Raw genomic sequence first — 18623 nt, 5'->3', positions numbered from 1 at the left:
TTTAACATTGAAAGATCGTTTTATGAGCGGTTTTTATTCCATCTGGTTATTAAAAATAAGCAACACCATAATAAAGTTTCACAAGAAACTGTTAGCTAACTATTAATTTTTAGGGTTACTAGATGTATGCTCATTTCCGTGACGTAAATCACAGTTCATTGGAACTGATAAAAGAATACGAAAAGGCTAAATCATGAAAATTAAAGCTACCATCGCAACCATGAGCGTTCTATCCATGCTTTCTTTCGGCGCATTTGCAGCACAATCTGTTGATGCAAATCAGGCCGCAAAAATGCAGGCCGCAGGCACTATTACCGTCAGCGGCGTTGCCGGTGCACCTTCAGACATCCGCCAGGCACTGTCTGAAAAAGCCGATGCCAAAGGGGCAACCGCTTACCGTGTAATCGAAGCGCGCAACGAAGGCAACTTCCACGCCACCGCAGAAATTTACAAATAAGTACAAGGTGTTACCCGGAAACGGGCAATAAAACTCTGGAACCCAGCATTACCGATAACAGCCTTCAAGAATAAAAACGCTGCAAAAGCCCTTCCAGGCGGTTATCACAACAGGACCCAATATCATGAACATGAAAACTACCCTCGCCGCACTCAGCCTGCTGTCAGTCGTTTCGTTCGGTGCTTCTGCCGCTACGTTAATCACTAATGACCAGGCCAACAATCTTCAGTCTGTCGGTACCATTACCGCCAGCGGCATTACCGGCGCACCTTCCGATATTCGCCAGGCCCTGTCCGACAAGGCCGACAAGCAAGGCGCTAAAGCCTACCGCGTGATCGAAGCCTACGAAAACGGCAACTGGCACGCGACAGCAGAAATCTACAAATAACAATTCAGGGGACATGCTTACCGAACTGATTACCCTCGTCACTGCCACTGCCGAGTTCTGTCGTAAGCACTGATTCTCTGAAGAAACTTCGTCGTCCTATCCGACGGACCCCGTTGCCCTCGCTCGCGAGGGCTTTTTTATGGGCGTAAAAAAGGGCCGTTACCGGCCCTCTGCACAAAACACTTCAAATTCCCAAGCAATCAATAGGTTGCTTTCGGTTCCGGTTTGTTGGCCAAAGCCTCCAACAGCCGATCGTGGATCCCACCAAAGCCGCCGTTACTCATCACCAAAATATAGTCACCCGGCTGGGCCGTTTTCACGATCATATCCACCAGCGTGTCGAGGTCGGCACTCCAGTGGGCCGGCTGAACGCAGGCTTCCGCCACTTCCGCAACCTGCCAGGGGATATGGTGCGGCTGGAACAGGAACACTTCATCAGCGCGGCCAAGGGATGGCGCCAGATCGTTCTTGCTAATCCCCATTTTCATGGTGTTGGAACGCGGCTCGAGCACAGCCAGAATGCGGGCGGTGCCGCCGACTTTGCCACGCAACGCGGCCAGGGTCGCCAGGATCGCCGTTGGGTGATGGGCAAAATCGTCATATACCGTGATGCCATTGGCTTCACCACGTAACTCCAGGCGACGACGAGCATTGATAAAGTCGTCGAGTGCACGGCAGGCATCGGCAGGCAGCACGCCAACATGACGGGTGGCGGCAATGGCCATCAAACCGTTATGCATGTTGTGTTCACCCACCAGCGACCACTTCACTTCACCTACCTGTTCGCCATTGAGGAATACCGCATAATGGCTGGCATCCGGCGTCAGTTTCTGCGCACGCCATGCTCCCTCTTCGCCAACCAGTTCCTGCTCACTCCAGCAGCCCATCGCCATCACCTGTTTCAGGTGGCTGTCATTATCAGGCAAAATGATCTTGCCCTTGCCCGGCACCAAGCGCACCAGATGGTGGAATTGTTTTTGGATCGCTTTCAGATCGTCGAAGATATCGGCGTGATCAAATTCAAGGTTGTTCAGGATCAGCGTACGCGGGCTGTAATGCACAAACTTGGAACGCTTGTCGAAGAACGCGCAATCATACTCGTCGGCTTCGATCACAAAGAACGGGCTGTCGCCCAGGCGAGCAGAAACGTCAAAGTTGCCCGGAACCCCACCAATAACAAAGCCCGGCTGGTAGCCGCAGGCTTCCAGGATCCAGGTCGCCATGCCCGCGGTGGTGGTTTTGCCGTGTGTCCCGGCAACGGCCAACACCCAACGATCGCGCAGCACATAATCGTGCAGCCACTGCGGGCCGGAAACGTAAGGGATACCCTGCTCCAGTACCGCTTCAACGCACGGATTGCCGCGTGTCATGGCGTTACCGATGATCACCAGATCTGGTGCAGGATCCAACTGAGCCGGATCGTAACCCTGGATCAGATCGATCCCTTCCCTCTCCAACAGCGTGCTCATCGGCGGATAGACATTAGCGTCAGAGCCGGTCACCTCATGCCCTAGCGAACGTGCCAGCACCGCCAGCCCGCCCATAAAGGTGCCACAGATCCCAAGAATGTGAATGCGCATAGTTTTCTCATAGAGTACGTCGAATGTTGCCCCCATTCTAACGCTCAGAATCGTCCAGAAGAAATGGATTTGCCTATGAATAGCGTTCATCTTTGGGCTACACTGCTCGCGAATACGTTGGCGGTTTGTTAACAAACCGCTACCCATCCGTAGATTCAGGGATTGTGTCATGAAAACGTTAGGCGAATTTATCGTCGAGAAACAGCACGACTTCTCTCACGCCACCGGCGAGCTGACAGCATTACTTTCTGCAATTAAACTGGGCGCCAAAATCATCCACCGCGATATCAACAAAGCGGGCCTGGTTGATATTCTCGGCACCAGCGGCGTTTCCAACGTACAGGGTGAAGTTCAGATGAAACTGGACCTGTACGCCAACGAAAAGCTGAAAGCAGCATTGAAAGCACGCGGTGAAGTTGCGGGTATCGCTTCTGAAGAAGAAGATGAAATCGTGATATTCGACGGCGAGCGGGCTGAAAATGCCAAGTACGTGGTGCTGATGGATCCGTTGGACGGCTCGTCCAACATCGATGTCAACGTCTCGGTCGGTACGATTTTCTCTATCTATCGTCGCATTACCCCGGTCGGCATTCCAGTGACCGAAGAAGACTTCCTGCAACCAGGTAGCGCTCAGGTCGCCGCCGGCTACGTGGTTTATGGTTCATCCACCATGCTGGTGTACACCACCGGTTATGGCGTGCATGCCTTTACTTACGATCCTTCTCTGGGCGTGTTCTGCCTCTCCCATGAGAAAGTCCGCTTCCCGGCTAGCGGCAATATGTATTCCATCAACGAAGGTAACTACATCAAGTTCCCGCGCGGTGTGAAGAAATACATTAAATATTGTCAGGAGCAGGACGAAGCGACGCAACGCCCTTACACCTCACGCTACATCGGTTCACTGGTTGCCGACTTCCACCGCAACCTGCTGAAAGGCGGCATCTATATTTATCCAAGCACCGCCAGCCACCCGCAAGGCAAGCTGCGCCTGCTGTATGAATGCAACCCGATGGCGTTCCTGGCGGAACAGGCCGGCGGTAAAGCCAGTGACGGTAAAAACCGTATTCTGGACATTACCCCGGTGAAACTGCACCAGCGTGCACCGTTCTTCGTCGGCACCAAATCCATGGTGGAAGACGCCGAGCGCTTTATCGCCGAGAACCCGGACGAATAACCGGTTCTATGCGGGGGGCGCATTTCGCCCCCCTGCATTATAGTTTGAACGCCGCCATACTCTGCGCCAGCAATTGAGCCTGCTCCTCCAGCGAGCGTGTCGCTGCCGCCGACTCTTCGACCAACGCCGCATTTTGCTGAGCCACCTGATCCATCTGTGCCACCGCCAGGTTGACCTGCTCAATACCGCTGCTTTGCTCACGCGTAGCCGCAGAAATCTCCCGCATCAACGCCGTTACACGTCCCACTTCGCCGGTGATCCCATTCATGGTTTTCGCCGCTGACTCGGCCATCTGTTCACCTTCCTGCACCCGATTTTGCGATGCTTCGATCAATCCTTTAATCTCTTTCGCCGACTGCGCGCTACGTTGGGCCAGGTTGCGAACCTCACCGGCTACCACGGCGAAACCTCGCCCTTGTTCACCCGCACGTGCCGCCTCTACCGCCGCATTCAGCGCCAAAATATTGGTCTGAAAAGAGATGCCGTCCATCACGCTGATGATATCGGCGATGCGCCGTGAACTGTCGGTTATCGCCTGCATCTTGTCCATTACCTGGCTGACCACCTCACTGCCCTGATTGGCGATATCAGAGACGCTCAGCGCCAGTTGATTGGCCTGTTCGCAGTTCTCGGCATTCATTTTCACCGTTGAGGTCAGTTGCTCCATGCTGGCGGCGGTTTCCTCCAGCGAAGCAGCCGACTCTTCGGTACGCTGCGCCAGGTGCTGGTTACCGGCAGCCAGTTCGCGTGAACCGGTGTCAATTTGGCTACTGGCATCACGCACCTTACTGACTGAACTGACCAATGCCTGTTGCATCCGCTGCATCGCACGCACCAGACGGCCCATTTCGGTTTCCCCTTCGCCGGTGATGTGGTGCGTCAGGTCGCCGCCAGCGATATGTTCCAGCTGAGCGATAGATTCATCCAGTGGCCGCAGGATAATCACCCGCAACGCAAACCAGGCCAGTACCGCCAGCAATACACTGAGCAGGCCGGCGATCAGGATCAGGGTAATCTTGGTGCTGGCGTTGCTCTCCGCCTCATGCACCCGTTGCTGGCCAATCTTCATGGCAAAGCTACGGAAATCGCTGAGGTCTTTTTCGAAAGCGATGCTCAGGGCGGAGATTTTGGTTTCCTGGATGTCGTAATAATCATCAACTTTGCCGGCCTTGATGGCATCGGCCATTGGCCTGACGCCCTGCTCCAGATAAGCGCGATAGCTGTTTTGCAAACGAGTGGACAATTCGCGCCCACGTTCGGTAACGGTGCCGACGCTGACAAAGCGCGCCATTTCCTGCTTTGACTGCGCAAGGTAATCATAAATACGGCCCACCGTGGCATCAGACACTTCGATCTGGCCAATTTCGCGCTGGCGCACCGCCAGTGAGGCGGCCGTTCTGGCCCGCAGCGTCAGGTTGGAACTGCTGGCCAGCGATCCCAGTTCTTCCCCCAGGATCTGGTTCAGGGTATTTAACGAACGCGAGCCTTCGTTAATGGCGTTGACGCCGATCGTGCTGACCATAATCAACAGCAGCGTCATCAGGCTCAGCAGGGCAATCAGCCCGGCCTTGACCGTAATCTTTTTTAACATGAGTTGTTCCCGGCTTCAGAAATAGTGAGTTCTAACGTAGAGGAGGTAAAACGCAGAGCCAGACTTCGCCGACTCATTATTATTTGATGAAGTTATCGGCAACCGCGGGAAAAACTTAACGCCGTTGGAGGATTAATCTGGAAATTCAGTGGATGGCCGTCTGCCGGGGTGAGGGTGATGAAAATGGCAGGAAATCGCAAAAGAGTCCGCTATAATAGCCGCCACTCCATTTCTGGTTTGATTAAAGGAAACCGACATGAGCTTGCTTAACGTCCCTGCTGGCAAAGACCTGCCAGAAGACATCTACGTAGTTATCGAAATCCCGGCCAATGCCGATCCGATCAAATATGAAATCGACAAGGACACCGGCGCGCTGTTCGTTGACCGTTTCATGTCCACCGCGATGTTCTATCCGTGCAACTACGGCTACATCAACCACACCCTGTCTCTGGACGGTGATCCGGTTGACGTATTGGTACCAACGCCATACCCGTTGCAGCCTGGCTCAGTGATCCGCTGCCGTCCGGTTGGCGTTTTGAAGATGTCCGACGAAGCCGGTGAAGATGCGAAACTGGTTGCCGTTCCGCACAGCAAACTGAGCAAAGAGTACGATCACATCAAAGATGTGAACGACCTGCCGGAACTGCTGAAAGCACAGATCTCTCATTTCTTCGAGCACTACAAAGATCTGGAGAAAGGCAAATGGGTGAAAGTGGAAGGCTGGGCAGACGCTGCCGCGGCTAAAGCTGAAATCATTGCTTCTTTCGAACGTGCTGCCAAGAAGTAATTCTTAGCCGCCGTCCGATAAAAAAACACCGCTCAGTGAGCGGTGTTTTTTTTTACTTTTCGTCGAGACGCTTCAGCCAGTCACCGCTATTAATCCGCGGGTAACCGTCCACGCTGTGTTTATACAGGTAGATCCACGCACTCCCATAAGGCGTCTGAATCAGCTCGCGCTTATAGTCCTTGGTGTTGCTTTTCAGTTCGTCCAGCTCAGCCAAAATCGATGAGTTGATGCGGTACACCTCACAATGTACCGTGCCCTCTCCAGGGATCGCCGCCGGGTAATGGCCCAGATTATAAATCTGATAGCCTTCGAGCTCATGCTCGCCGAGCCATTGGGCGTTGGTCATCCAATGGCTGTTTCCCTGTTTGCGTCGTAAACTGCCGTAGACAATTATTCGCATCGCTAAAACTCAAACTGATAGAGCAAATCTAATGCCTGGTCGAGACCAGACACCGCTTCAAGATACAATTTAGGCATCAGGCGGTAACGCAACGTCAGCGTGGCCAGCGAGTCGAAAATGCCCACCCCATATTTTACTTGTAAGCCTGGGAGAACATAACCACTCACGACAACTTGGGAACTGTCGCCAACCCCCTGAGTATCCAGGGCCAAATTACTTACGCCAAACGCCTCGCCGATTTTACCCACAAGTTGACCACTTTGTGCAACCCCCATCCCAATTAACATTGAGGTCATTGCGTTGCCATCTGCGCCGGAACTGCCCAATCCCTGCCCACGCAGCAGATAAGACAGCGCTTCCTGCTGGGATTTGGCCGGATCCGAGAACACTTCCAGCTTCGGTGCATCCGCCAACCCGGTGACCCGCACTCCAGCGGTGACGTCGTCTTCGGTAGAATCCGGATTACGGATCGCCTCAAGATTCAGCAACGGCTGATCCGGCGGCCCAGAGAACATCAACTGGCCCTTGCGAACGATCAAATCCTGACCATAAGCATGGAAGCGACCGGAAGGGATGTCAATCTGGCCGTTCAAGCCCAGGCCATTCTTATCCTGCACCACTTTCAGATCGCCCTTCAACCGGGCCTTCAGACCAAAGGCATCCAATCGCACATCGTTGCCAACGTGGATCATCAGGTTGCTGTTGATCGGGATCCCCGCCGTTTTTGGCTGTATCGGTTTAAGTTGGTCATCCAGCATCACTTCATCGGAAGAGACGCCCACCGCACTTTCCGGCAGCTCTTGTACTGTAATACGTGCCCACGGAATATCGACAGAGCCATTGAGTGAGAACAACTGCGGCGTCGCTTCGAATATCAGATCCGGTGAAACATCGATACGGATCATCGGCGGCACCGTCACCCGCAATTTATCGCCCTTGGCAGCGATACGCGCACGCCAGGCGTTGATGTCACGCCAGTCAGCGTCGCCGGACAGATTAAGCTGACCGTGGGTGGTGCTGACCAGACCTTCCAGCGTCGAGGTCATACCGTCAAAGTTCATCGCCAGACGACCTTCGGTCATGTCAAACGGCATCCAGTGACCGTCGATATCGACCTTGTCCAATGCCATACGACCATATACCAAAGGTTTCTGCGCGTTACCGCCCAGACGCAGGTTGGCATTCAGCATGCCCGCGGCTTTCTCCCCCTGCATCAGCGCCGGATTAATCATCGCCAGAGAAATATTGGTGATGTTGACGTTACCGCTGATATTGCGACGCACCTGTGGATCGACAACCTGTACGTTACCGTCAAACTGACCATTATTCGTCAGCTTGATCAACCAGTCGGCTTGCGCCCGACCATTGGCGAGGCCGGCATTAAGATTCAGCTTGTCAAAGGCAATCGGCAGCGCATTACCCTGCACCTGCTGTACCACCTTCACCCCGTTGCCCACCAGCGAGACTTTTGCCTCCGGCAGCGCACCACCCGGTTTCCAGCTCACGTCCGCCCGTCCGGTGAACACGCCACTCAGCGCCGTTTCCGGACCGAGGAAAGGTTTAATCATCGCCAGATCAAAGCGGTTCAGCACCACGCTGGCCTGGCCGCTCTGGCCGGCCTCGATAGTTTTCGGTACGCACAGTTCAGCATTCGGGTTCTGCCAGCAGTGTGGCCCAATGCTGATTTTCTGTGCGGTATTCAGGTAATCAAGCGCGATGGCGCGGGTTAACCGCCATTCCCCCACCGGGGTGTCGAAGCGAGTATTGTTCAGGTTGCCACGCCAGCGTTGCTGTTGGCGATCAAAACTGCCCTGCAGCGCCAGCTGACCGGAGACGGGTTTACCGTCAATTTTCAGTTGCAGCTGATGCTGCTTCTCACTGCCTTTGGCATCCAGCGTCAACAGACTGATGTCCAACGCATCCTGTTTCAGTTGTTCGACGCGTACCGCCAGCTGCCCCTGGATCTGGTCGCTGGAACGTACGTCACCGTCAATTTTCACCCGATTGATATGCAGCGCCTGCCACTGCAGACCGGAAGCGGTCAGGTCGGCCAGCAACTGAGGCGCCTGCAGGTTACCGCGCAGTTTCAGCAAGCCTTTCGCCGTGCCCCCCAATCCTGGCAGTGCCCCGTCCAGACGCGGTGCATCGATGTTCGCATCCAGGTTCCAACTCTTCTCGTCCAGTTGACCTTTCACGTTCAGTTGGTTACGTCCCAGGGTCAGATCGATACCCGGAATTTTCCATTGGCCGGCAGCGTTACCGCTGAGCGTACCGCGCGCGGTGACCTTGTTTTGCTTCACATTACCGTCGAGCTGCAGTACCGGCACCTGTAATTGCCAGCTACCGCCGTGCAGACTGCCGCGGGTGGTGATTTTGCCGTCCAGCTTCGCCGGCCATTCCGGCCACTGTTTGGCGGTATTGATACCGCTCAGCGTCAGTTGTGAATTCCAACTGATGGCCTTGCTCCAGTCCACCAGCGCGGTCAGATCGGTATTGCCCTGCAAGGCTGCCAAGCGCAGGCGATCCAGTTTGAACTGTTCAACGTTGCCTTTGCCGTCCAGCGTCAATACCGCCGGTGGCAAGTCCTGGCCTTTGATGTTGGCGCGGGTCGACAACGCATAGTCGGTTGCCTTGCCGTTAAAGCGCAGGCGGAAATCGTTGATCTGGTACTGCGATTCACCGCTCAGCGGCCATTTTAGCTGTTTACTTTGCAGCGTCAGCGCCAGCGGTAAACCGACTTCGGCCAGTTGGGTTTGCAGATCAAGCTGCGCGCCGACCGGACCGGACAGGTTGAGCGCTACCTTAAGTTCTTCACGCAACCCACCGCCGATGTTCAGTTTGACCTTTTCGCCCTTCAGCGGATCAATGTTCAGCGTGCTATTTGCCACCATGTCCACCGGCCAGGTGCCCGTCAGCGTGGCCTGCCCCTGTGCCGATAGCGTACCCTGTGGCGATTTGACATCGAAATTATCCAGCTTGATATGTTGATCCAGAGTACTGGCCTGCAACGACAGACTGGTGATCAGCACGTCGGTGTCACCGGTCAACCGCAGTTGTTCACCGCTGATCTCCTTGACGGTGATATCCAGCGGCAGGCGAATGTCAGGCAAATCCGGCAGCAGTGGCTTGGCAAACAGGGCTTTCAACGTTTCACCCAGCGGCTTCTCTTCCGGCTGTGGTGCCGGCTTCGCGCCCTGATTGGCTTTTTCCTCTACCTTTTTCGCCACCTCGACCACCGGTTGTACCGCCTCCGGTAACGGGTTCTGCGGGGTTTTCGGCAAGGCAATCAGCAAGCCGCTGATTTTGGTTGGCAGCAGGGTCAGCGCACGTTCCTGCCACTGTGCCCCCGTGCGGAATTCACCAAGGGAAATTGCCGTATCGTCTACGCTGACCTTAACGTTGTTCAACGCCAGCATTCGCAGGGTAATCGGGTATGGCGTACTCAGGTTGGTGGTCGGCTCGCTGGTCTCTGTCACCGGCGCGGACGGCGTCATTTCTTTGGTTTTCACCACCACGTCCACGTCCTGTGCGGTCAGAGCATTGACACACAGCGAACTGTTTTTAAAACAGGCCAGATCGAGCGACAGATGGAACTGACCGGCATTCACCGTCACGCCCGGCATCTGGTATTTCACACCTTTCAGCGTCAGGTCACGCCAGCCGCCAGTGACGCTGGCAATATCCAGCCCCGGCACCCAGCGCGCCGCACTGTTGATAACCAAATGCAGACCACTGGTGGTCCCGAGCAGGTATGCAACGCCGCCGATCAGCAACAGCAGGACAATCAGAAATCCGAGACAAATCTTTTTTATCAGGCTCATAATTCAGGCCCCAAGCCAATATAGAACTGCACCCCGTGGGTGTCTTTATCCCCAACCGGAGCCGCGATATCCAGCTTCACCGGACCAACCGGTGACTGCCAGCGCACGCCGAAGCCAGCACCGGTCTTAAAGTCGCTCTGCTTGATATCGTTCACCGCCTCGCCGGAATCGACAAACACCGCGCCCCACCATTTGCCGGTCACGTTGTATTGATACTCCAGCGAGCCGGTCAGCATTTTGGAGGCGCCGGTCAGCTTGCCGTCATCATCACGGGGTGAAATGCCCTTGTACTTATAGCCACGGATACTGCGGTCACCACCGGCGAAGAATCGCAGATCCGGCGGTACCCTTTCAAAGTCGTTGGTTTCGATCCAGCCCACCTGCCCACGCGCGACAAAACGGTGCTTGTCGGCCAGCGTACGGATCCAGACGTTCTGCGCCTGCATCAGCGCAAAGTCCACGTCGGAGCCCCAGGTGCTGTCGGACACATCGATAGAATAACGCTGGCTGTCACCCCAGGTTGGCATCAAACCGCCGCGCGAGCGGGTACGGTTAACGCTGACGCCCGGGTACAGCAGCATGGTGGTGTTGGTGACGTTACCCTGAGTAAAGTGGTCAAGACGCCAGGTCAGGTTCAACGCCCGTTGCCAGCCGCTGGAGAGATCCCAGTTACGGGAAACCACCGCTTTTGAGGTGACGGACTTGGTATCGTTGAGATCGACGTTCTTGAAGCCGCCCTGCAACAGGTAGTACTGCTCCAGCGGGTTCTTCAATAACGGGATTTTATAGGTCAAATCAAGCTGCTGTTCCGGGGCCGAAATGCTGGCGCTGGTTTCCAGACTGTGGCCGCGGTCATTGAGCCACGGCTTTTTCCAGGTGCCTTTGATCCGGGGACCCACGTCGGTGGAATAGCCCACCCCGGTTTCGATGGTGTTGCGAGTGCGCGGTGACACCAGCGCATCTAACGGCAAAATCTTGTTCTCTTTGGCATCTTGGAAATCAGGGGACACCACCACCGAGTTAAACCAGTTAGTGGCGGACAAACGGCGATTCAGCTCGGCCAGATCTTCCGAACTGTAATAATCCCCCTGATGAAAGGGCACCAGATTTTGCAGATAGTCTTCACGAATTTGCGAGCCGGTGAACTTCACCTGGCCGAAGCGGTAACGCTGCCCACTGTTGAAATCGATGTCCCAATAGGCCTTATGCAGATCTTCCGCCACGCCGAGCTGGCTCTTGGTCATATCGGCATCGAAATAGCCTTTACGCAATGCCAGGCCGGTCAGCGAACCTTTAAAACTGTCGTATTTACCGTGATTGAGGATCTCGCCTATCGTTGGCTTGCCTTTTTTGACCAGCGTCAGATAGTCGTCATCAGTTTTCGCACCGCCTTCCAGCGCGATATTGGCACCGGCAATCCGCACCGGCTCACCCGGGTTAACCTTGGCGTGCAGCACCGGACGAGCCAGCCCTGGACGGTCATCCAGCGTAAAGTCGATGGTCGGCTCATAATAGCCGAGCGCTCGCAGGCCCTGACGGACGGCTTCATCCACACGAGCACGAAAACGGCCATCCGTGCTGACCTCTTCCGGCGTGATGGAAGACAGACGCACCCGGACGTTTTTTTCCAGTTCCCCGCTGAGTCCTTCAACCTGCAGCCGCACATTCGCCGAATACGCCGCAGGCGTGGCGAGCAGCGCACACAAAAAGCACAGGGCACGGTATCGTGGCACGCGTTCTCCTTAATTTATTTTACTTTCCTGTAATAACACTCGCTCTGGGGCCAGGGCCTACTCCGCGCTATCAAGACGGCAGCCCTTTTCAGCATGATTCCAGACGCTGCATGTTACGATTTTAGTGTCACAGTAAACTGACGCATTCTTATCTTTTGGCGTACAAAATACTGCGTTAAGCTGATACCTGATCTCAATATGCAGCTTATTGTGGGCAAAGTTGCGGTTAGATACAACTTAACAGCCGCCTCTTGGGCCAATTCCTACTGTGACAACAGGAGTCAACCGTGGTGCCATTTTTTGATAAAACACAAACCGTCGACAAGGCAAACTCGCTGCCTGGCCGCACCACTCCCATGCCGGTTGCCGCACTCAACGTGGTCACCGATCATTCAATGACTCAGGTGCCGGACGGCATGGCGGTGGCGATCTTCGCCATGGGCTGTTTCTGGGGTGTCGAACGTCTGTTCTGGCAGCAGCAGGGTATCTACAGCACCGCAGCAGGCTACAGCGGTGGCTATACGCCAAACCCAACCTACCGCGAAGTGTGCAGCGGCCAGACCGGCCATACCGAAGTGGTACGCGTGGTATTCGACCCGAAAATCATCAGCTATAAACAGTTGCTGCAAGTGTTCTGGGAGAACCACGACCCGGCGCAGGGTATGCGTCAGGGCGGTGACGTCGGCACCCAGTACCGCTCAGCGATTTATACGCTGTCACCAGAACAGCAGGCCGAAGCGGAAAACAGCCTGCAGCGTTTCCAGCAGGCGATGAACGAGGCCGGTGATAAACGCGCCATCACCACCGAAGTGGCTCCGGCACTGCCTTTCTACTATGCCGAAGATGACCACCAGCAGTATCTGTTCAAAAATCCGGAAGGGTACTGTGGCCTGGGCGGTATCGGTGTTTGTTTGCCACCACAGGGCTAAAACACCGATTGACGGTAATTTTTTAACCGCTGGCGGCCCCTGTAGGGCTGCTGCTATACTGTGCGGGCCGCCTCTGCGGCCCGACAACCTTCTTTCTGGTTGTTATCGCTACTTTTTTTACAATGTACTACCCTTCCTCAAGAGCGCCGTCATCCCGTCGGTACGTATGGATAGATTATGTTAAACAGTATTTTACTGATTCTTTTTCTGATCGCAGTGAGTGCGTTTTTCTCACTGTCGGAAATTTCTCTGGCCGCGTCACGCAAGATTAAACTGAAACTGATGGCTGACGAAGGTAACGTCAATGCCGCCAAAGTCCTCAAACTGCAGGAAACCCCGGGGTTGTATTTTACCGTGGTGCAGATTGGCCTGAACGCCGTGGCAATTCTCGGCGGTATCGTTGGCGATGCAGCCTTTTCCCCCACTTTCCAACCGATTTTCGACCGTTTCCTGTCGCCTGAACTGGCAGAGCAGGCCAGCTTCATCTGTTCGTTCGTGCTGGTGACCAGCCTGTTTATCCTGTTCGCAGATTTGACCCCGAAGCGCATCGGTATGATTGCACCAGAGACGTTTGCCGTCCGGATCATCAACCCGATGCGTTTCTCAATCATGATTTTCCGGCCGCTGGTGTGGTTCTTCAACGGCATGGCAAACCTGATCTTCCGCCTGTTCAAACTGCCGATGGTACGTAAGGACGACATCACCTCTGACGACATCTATGCGGTGGTGGAAGCCGGGGCTCTGGCGGGCGTGCTGCGCAAGCAGGAACATGAGCTGATCGAAAACGTGTTCGAACTGGAATCACGTACCGTGCCTTCGTCGATGACCTCGCGTGAAAGCGTGGTTTACTTCGATCTGCGTGAGACCGAAGAAAGCATTATCCAAAAGGTCTCGACCCATCCGCACTCCAAGTTCCTGGTGTGTGACGGCAATATCGATCAGGTAGTCGGCTATGTGGACTCCAAAGACCTGCTGAACCGCGTGCTGGGCAATCAGAGCCTGGTACTGAGCAGCGGCGTGCAGATCCGTTCGGCGCTGATCGTGCCGGATACCCTGACGCTGTCCGAAGCGCTGGAAAGCTTTAAAACCGCCGGTGAAGACTTTGCGGTTATTCTCAATGAATATGCGTTGGTCGTGGGTATCATCACACTGAATGACGTGATGACCACACTGATGGGCGATCTGGTGGGCCAAGGCCAGGAAGAGCAGATCGTGGCGCGTGATGAGAGCTCATGGCTGATTGAGGGCGGTACGCCGATCGACGATGTGATGCGTGTTCTGCACATTGATGAGTTCCCGCAGGCGGGCAACTACGAAACCATCGGCGGCTTTATGATGTACATGCTGCGCAAGATCCCGAAACGTACCGACTTCGTGAAATATGCCGGCTACAAGTTTGAAGTGGTCGACATCGACAGCTACAAGATTGACCAGCTGTTGGTGACCCGGTTGAGCGACAAGCCGGCATCGGTACTGCCGAAGGCACCGGAAGAAAATCCCGCAGCCTGATCCCAAGCGATAAAAACGTCAGCGGCCCCATCGGGGCCGCAATTATTTTAGCTTTTGCAGGTAACAACGCTGCAGCTTGAAAGCCGACGGGTAGTCTATCAACCCATCTCAGTCTGCAATAACAATACCTGACGATTGACCTCTGACATCACGCTGAAGTGGCGCCGGTCACGAATTTTCGGTAACAGGATTTTCCCTTCGTCGAATTCGAACGCGCCTACATCTTTGATATACAGCCGGCCACGAAACAGGGTCTTTACGTACTTCGCCACTTTCAACGGATTATAACGCTGGAAGATTCTCATTCTATTACTCTCCTCCGTTTGGTCCATGCGCTCAGCGAGCCGCCAAGGTGGCAGCCTCTAAAGTAAGAACGCAACTTGATTGCCATGTAGTAGACCTAGTAAAGACCATATCGTTCATTTCCGCCTGGTGATCTTCACTGGATTTACACTTTTTGACAGAATTGTATATGATTATATATAATTTTTTCAGTATATCCCTTCAAAATCCAGGTATTACTCCCCAGAAGGAAGAACTGAGATCCGGCTAACAGGACAGACCTCCGATCACCACCTATGCTTTAGGCTGTCGGGTGCTGTCGGCACCGTTTCCCCTTCAAGGAGAAGGCATGAAAAAAAGTCACATGCTCATTGTATCCCTGCTGTTTGCACCCCTTTTGGCCTCTGCGCACAACTTCCAGCTCCAGCAACGCGTCGCGCCAATTGGCGTCAGCGACAAGGGGGAGTTGAACTACGCTAATGATAAGTTTAGCTATCAAAACTGGAATAGCGCGCAGCTCAGTGGAAAAGTGCGAGTCATCCAGCATATTGCCGGGCGCAGTTCCGCCAAAGACATGAACGACCCACTGATAGAAGCGATTAAGAAAGCCAAGCTACCGCACGATCGTTACCAAACGACGACAATCGTGAACACCGACGATGCCCTGCTCGGCACCGCGATGTTTGTCCGCAGCAGCATTGAAGACAGCAAGAAAGAGTTCCCCTGGTCGCAGTTTGTGGTCGACAGCAACGGTAACGTGCGTAAAGCCTGGGATCTGCAGCCGAAGGGTTCAGCCATTGTAGTGCTGGATAAGCAAGGCAGGATCCAGTTCGCCAAAGACGGCGCGCTGACGCCGGAAGAGGTGCAGCAGGTAATGACCCAACTGCACCAGCTCCTGGCGAACTGATTTAGAACAGCGAGACCCGGAAGCCGGGGTTGAGGAAAGATTCACGCGGTGTATAGAGCAGCGGTCTGCCCTGCCAGTCGTGGATCTGCGCCCCGGCGGCCACCGCGACTGCGTGACCGGCAGCGGTATCCCAGATATTGGTGGGCCCAAAACGCGGATAGAGCTGCGCTTTGCCCTCTGCCACCAGACAGAACTTCAGTGAGGAGCCGACAGAAATGGTCTGATGCTCCCCCAACTGTTTCAGGTAATCCTTCAGTTCTTCGTCACTGTGCGAACGGCTCACCACCACCAGCGGCGGATTGGCATTACTGACGCCAATCACCTGACGCTGGCCCTTTTCTTCTTTCCAGGCTTTACCGCGCTCGGCCAGATACAGCACGTCGATCGCCGGGGCATACACCACGCCCATCACCGCCTCACCGCCTTCTATCAGCGCGATATTTACCGTGAATTCGCCGTTACGATTAAGGAATTCCTTGGTGCCGTCCAGCGGATCGACCAGCCAGTAGCGCGTCCAATTCTGCCGTTCTTCCCAGGCCGGTGGATCTTCCTCCGACAGCAAGGGGATTTCCGGCGTTAGTGCCGCCAGGCCACGTTTGATTATGTGGTGCGCTGCCAGATCGGCCGCAGTCACCGGGGAGTCATCTTTTTTCTGTGCGACATCAAGCGGTTGTTCACCGTCATACACCGCCATGATTGCCGCGCCCGCCTCGCGGGACAGTTGGCAAATTTGCTCTAACATCATTCACCTCAGATAGGCAGTTCCGTGGGTCATTTCCCCTTTCTCATTGCTAGCAGCCTAGTTTTTTTTGCATGGAATATCCATCACAACGATTTAACCTGCGGTAATCGTTCAAGTCTTTGCCGTCACAACTGTGACATTTCCTGCGCTCCCTCGGCTAATTTTCTGCCACACTTCACAGTTTGATGAGACGACCAATGTTAATTACATGTCCCTCTGCGATAAAACTCGAAAAATGGAATGGAGAAAGCCAACAATGATGAAGCGTCCGCTGACGTTGTCTGCCCTCGCTGTGCTGGTTTGCGCCTCGGCACAGGCGGCAACGGTCGATCTGCGCGTGCTGGAAACCACTGACCTGCACAGCAACATGATGGACTTTGATTACTACAAGGATAAACCGACCGATAAATTCGGCCTGGTTCGCACCGCCAGCCTGATTGAACAGGCCCGCCAGCAAGCCGCCAATACGGTACTGGTGGACAACGGCGACATTATTCAGGGCAGCCCGCTCGGCGATTATATGGCGGCCAAGGGCCTGAAACCCGGTGATGTACACCCGGTGTATAAGGCAATGAATACCCTGAACTATATGGTCGGCAATATCGGTAACCATGAGTTCAACTACGGGCTCGACTACCTAAAAAACGCCATCGCCGGTGCCAAATTCCCGTACATCAACGCCAACGTGATCGACGCTAAAACGCAGAAACCGCTGTTCACTCCTTACATTATCGTCGATACGCCGGTAAAAGACCGTGACGGCAAAGAACATAGTTTACGCATCGGTTATATCGGCTTTGTACCGCCGCAAATCCTGGTGTGGGATAAAGCCAATCTGCAGGGCAAGGTCACCGTCAATGACATCACCGAAACGGCTAAACGCTACGTGCCGGAAATGCGCAAACAGGGTGCCGATCTGGTCGTTGCAATCCCACACTCCGGCCTGTCCAGAGAGCCCTATAAGGCCATGGCGGAAAACTCGGTGTACTACCTCAGCCAGGTGCCAGGCATCGATGCCATCATGTTCGGCCATGCTCACGCGGTATTCCCAAGCAAGGATTTCGCCAATATCAAAGGGTCTGACATCGCACAGGGTACGCTGAATGGCATACCGGCGGTGATGCCGGGCCAGTGGGGCGATCACCTCGGCGTGGTCGATCTGCAATTGAATAACGACAGCGGCACCTGGAAAGTCACGGCAGCCAAGGCGCAAGCACGGCCGATTTACGACAAAGAGAACAAAAAATCGCTGGCAGCGGAAGACGCCAAACTGGTGAAAGTGTTGGCGGAAGATCATAAAGGCACGCGGGACTTCGTCAGCAAGCCCGTAGGTAAGGCTGACGACAACATGTACAGCTATCTGGCGCTGGTACAAGATGACCCGACGGTGCAAATCGTGAATAACGCGCAGAAAGCCTACGTCGAGCACTATATTCAGGGCGATCCGGATTTGGCCGACCTGCCGGTTCTGTCAGCCGCGGCACCGTTCAAGGTGGGCGGGCGCAAGAACGATCCGGCCAGCTTTGTTGAAGTGGAAAAAGGTCAGCTCACCTTCCGTAACGCGTCCGATCTCTACCTTTACCCCAATACGCTGGTGGTGGTGAAGGCCAGTGGCAAAGAGGTGAAAGAATGGCTGGAGTGTTCCGCCGGGCAGTTCAACCAGATCGACGTTAACAGCAGCAAGCCCCAGGGCCTGATCAACTGGGACGGTTTCCGCACCTATAACTTCGATGTGATTGACGGGGTTAATTATCAGGTCGACGTCAGCCAGCCGGCGCGTTACGACGGCGAATGTCAGTTGATCAACGACAAGGCCGAGCGCATTAAGGATCTGACGTTCAAAGGCAAGCCGATCGATCCGAAAGCCACCTTCCTGGTTGCCACCAATAACTACCGCGCCTACGGCGGCAAGTTTGCGGGGACCGGCGATCAGCACATCGCCTTCGCCTCACCGGATGAGAACCGTTCGGTACTGGCGGCTTATATCAGCGCTGAAACCCAACGGCACGGCGCGGTACGGCCACAGGTGGATAACAACTGGCGCCTGGCGACGTTCAGCAGTTCGCAGCCACTGGATATCCGCTTCGAAACCTCACCGAGTGACAAAGCCACTGCGTTTATCAAAGCGCACGCCCAATACCCGATGAAAGCCGAAGGGACAGACAGCGTAGGTTTTGCGGTTTATCAGATTGATTTGAGCCGTAAATAAATAAGCAGTAGGCCGGGGGAAGCCACCTTCCCTTGGCCATCTACCCCTTTTACTCTCTGGTGCGCCCTTTAAATTGCATTTATAATGCATGTTATAAATTCTTTCATTTAAAGA

The 18623-nt window shown here is 54.6% G+C and carries 15 protein-coding genes; 8 read left to right on the top strand and 7 right to left on the bottom strand.

Going from position 1 to position 18623, the window contains the following annotated elements; all coding sequences use genetic code 11:
• The first annotated feature begins 193 nt into the window (after positions 1-193).
• Both yhcN (BEI65_RS18000) and yhcN (BEI65_RS17995) read left to right on the top strand, forming a co-directional pair.
• Positions 194-457, top strand: a complete 264-nt coding sequence (gene yhcN / locus BEI65_RS18000) for a peroxide/acid stress response protein YhcN (protein ID WP_099064488.1) — start codon at positions 194-196, stop codon at positions 455-457.
• 124 nt (positions 458-581) lie between these two features.
• Positions 582-845, top strand: coding sequence for a peroxide/acid stress response protein YhcN (yhcN, locus tag BEI65_RS17995; RefSeq protein WP_099064487.1), 264 nt, complete (start codon positions 582-584; stop codon positions 843-845).
• Positions 846-1045: 200 nt separating this feature from the next.
• On the opposite strand, the gene mpl is transcribed toward yhcN (BEI65_RS17995), so the two are convergent.
• The gene (gene mpl / locus BEI65_RS17990) at positions 1046-2425 is read right to left on the bottom strand and encodes a UDP-N-acetylmuramate:L-alanyl-gamma-D-glutamyl-meso-diaminopimelate ligase (RefSeq protein WP_099064486.1); all 1380 of its coding nucleotides are present in this window, start codon (positions 2423-2425) and stop codon (positions 1046-1048) included.
• A gap of 169 nt (positions 2426-2594) precedes the next feature.
• Between mpl and fbp the strand changes: the two genes are divergently transcribed.
• Entirely contained in the window at positions 2595-3599 is a 1005-nt protein-coding gene (gene fbp, locus BEI65_RS17985; protein WP_099064485.1) for a class 1 fructose-bisphosphatase, read from the top strand.
• Positions 3600-3636: 37 nt separating this feature from the next.
• Here the strand turns inward: fbp and BEI65_RS17980 are convergent, their stop codons facing one another.
• Positions 3637-5190, bottom strand: coding sequence for a methyl-accepting chemotaxis protein (locus tag BEI65_RS17980; RefSeq protein ID WP_099064484.1), 1554 nt, complete (start codon positions 5188-5190; stop codon positions 3637-3639).
• A gap of 256 nt (positions 5191-5446) precedes the next feature.
• On the opposite strand from BEI65_RS17980, the gene ppa reads away from it, so the two are divergent.
• Entirely contained in the window at positions 5447-5977 is a 531-nt protein-coding gene (gene ppa, locus BEI65_RS17975) for an inorganic diphosphatase (protein ID WP_085119444.1), read from the top strand.
• Between the two features lie 52 nt (positions 5978-6029).
• Here ppa and BEI65_RS17970 read toward each other — a convergent pair whose 3' ends face one another.
• From BEI65_RS17970 to BEI65_RS17960, 3 genes are read right to left on the bottom strand one after another with little or no spacing between them, the layout of a single operon-like run.
• A complete protein-coding gene (locus BEI65_RS17970) occupies positions 6030-6377 on the bottom strand; it encodes a gamma-glutamylcyclotransferase (RefSeq protein ID WP_006317485.1) in 348 nt (115 codons plus the stop codon).
• Between the two features lie 2 nt (positions 6378-6379).
• Positions 6380-10198 (bottom strand): translocation/assembly module TamB domain-containing protein, encoded by a 3819-nt coding sequence (locus BEI65_RS17965; RefSeq protein WP_099064483.1) that lies wholly within the window; start codon positions 10196-10198, stop codon positions 6380-6382.
• On the bottom strand, positions 10195-11931 hold the full coding sequence (locus tag BEI65_RS17960; RefSeq protein WP_099064482.1) for an autotransporter assembly complex family protein: 1737 nt from the start codon (positions 11929-11931) through the stop codon (positions 10195-10197). Before BEI65_RS17960 ends, BEI65_RS17965 begins: the two co-directional genes overlap by 4 nt.
• Positions 11932-12218: 287 nt before the next feature.
• Between BEI65_RS17960 and msrA the strand changes: the two genes are divergently transcribed.
• Both msrA and BEI65_RS17950 read left to right on the top strand, forming a co-directional pair.
• Positions 12219-12860, top strand: coding sequence for a peptide-methionine (S)-S-oxide reductase MsrA (gene msrA / locus BEI65_RS17955; RefSeq protein ID WP_369804768.1), 642 nt, complete (start codon positions 12219-12221; stop codon positions 12858-12860).
• Positions 12861-13037: 177 nt separating this feature from the next.
• Positions 13038-14369 (top strand): hemolysin family protein, encoded by a 1332-nt coding sequence (locus BEI65_RS17950; protein ID WP_099064481.1) that lies wholly within the window; start codon positions 13038-13040, stop codon positions 14367-14369.
• 98 nt (positions 14370-14467) lie between these two features.
• On the opposite strand, the gene BEI65_RS17945 is transcribed toward BEI65_RS17950, so the two are convergent.
• The gene (locus tag BEI65_RS17945; protein ID WP_012004917.1) at positions 14468-14674 is read right to left on the bottom strand and encodes a DUF1107 domain-containing protein; all 207 of its coding nucleotides are present in this window, start codon (positions 14672-14674) and stop codon (positions 14468-14470) included.
• Positions 14675-15000: 326 nt separating this feature from the next.
• Here BEI65_RS17945 and BEI65_RS17940 point away from each other — a divergent pair, with 326 nt between their 5' ends.
• Positions 15001-15558, top strand: coding sequence for a YtfJ family protein (locus BEI65_RS17940; protein WP_099064480.1), 558 nt, complete (start codon positions 15001-15003; stop codon positions 15556-15558).
• Between the two features lies 1 nt (position 15559).
• Here the strand turns inward: BEI65_RS17940 and cysQ are convergent, their stop codons facing one another.
• Positions 15560-16300: a 3'(2'),5'-bisphosphate nucleotidase CysQ gene (cysQ, locus tag BEI65_RS17935; RefSeq protein ID WP_198404478.1), complete on the bottom strand. Its 741-nt coding sequence runs from the start codon at positions 16298-16300 to the stop codon at positions 15560-15562.
• Positions 16301-16556: 256 nt separating this feature from the next.
• Here cysQ and BEI65_RS17930 point away from each other — a divergent pair, with 256 nt between their 5' ends.
• A complete protein-coding gene (locus BEI65_RS17930) occupies positions 16557-18509 on the top strand; it encodes a bifunctional 2',3'-cyclic-nucleotide 2'-phosphodiesterase/3'-nucleotidase (RefSeq protein WP_099064478.1) in 1953 nt (650 codons plus the stop codon).
• Positions 18510-18623 lie beyond the last annotated feature (114 nt).

It is taken from the genome of Serratia sp. BW106, assembly GCF_002607755.1.
GTDB lineage: Bacteria > Pseudomonadota > Gammaproteobacteria > Enterobacterales > Enterobacteriaceae > Serratia > Serratia proteamaculans.
This window is presented reverse-complemented; position numbering and strand designations above follow the sequence as displayed.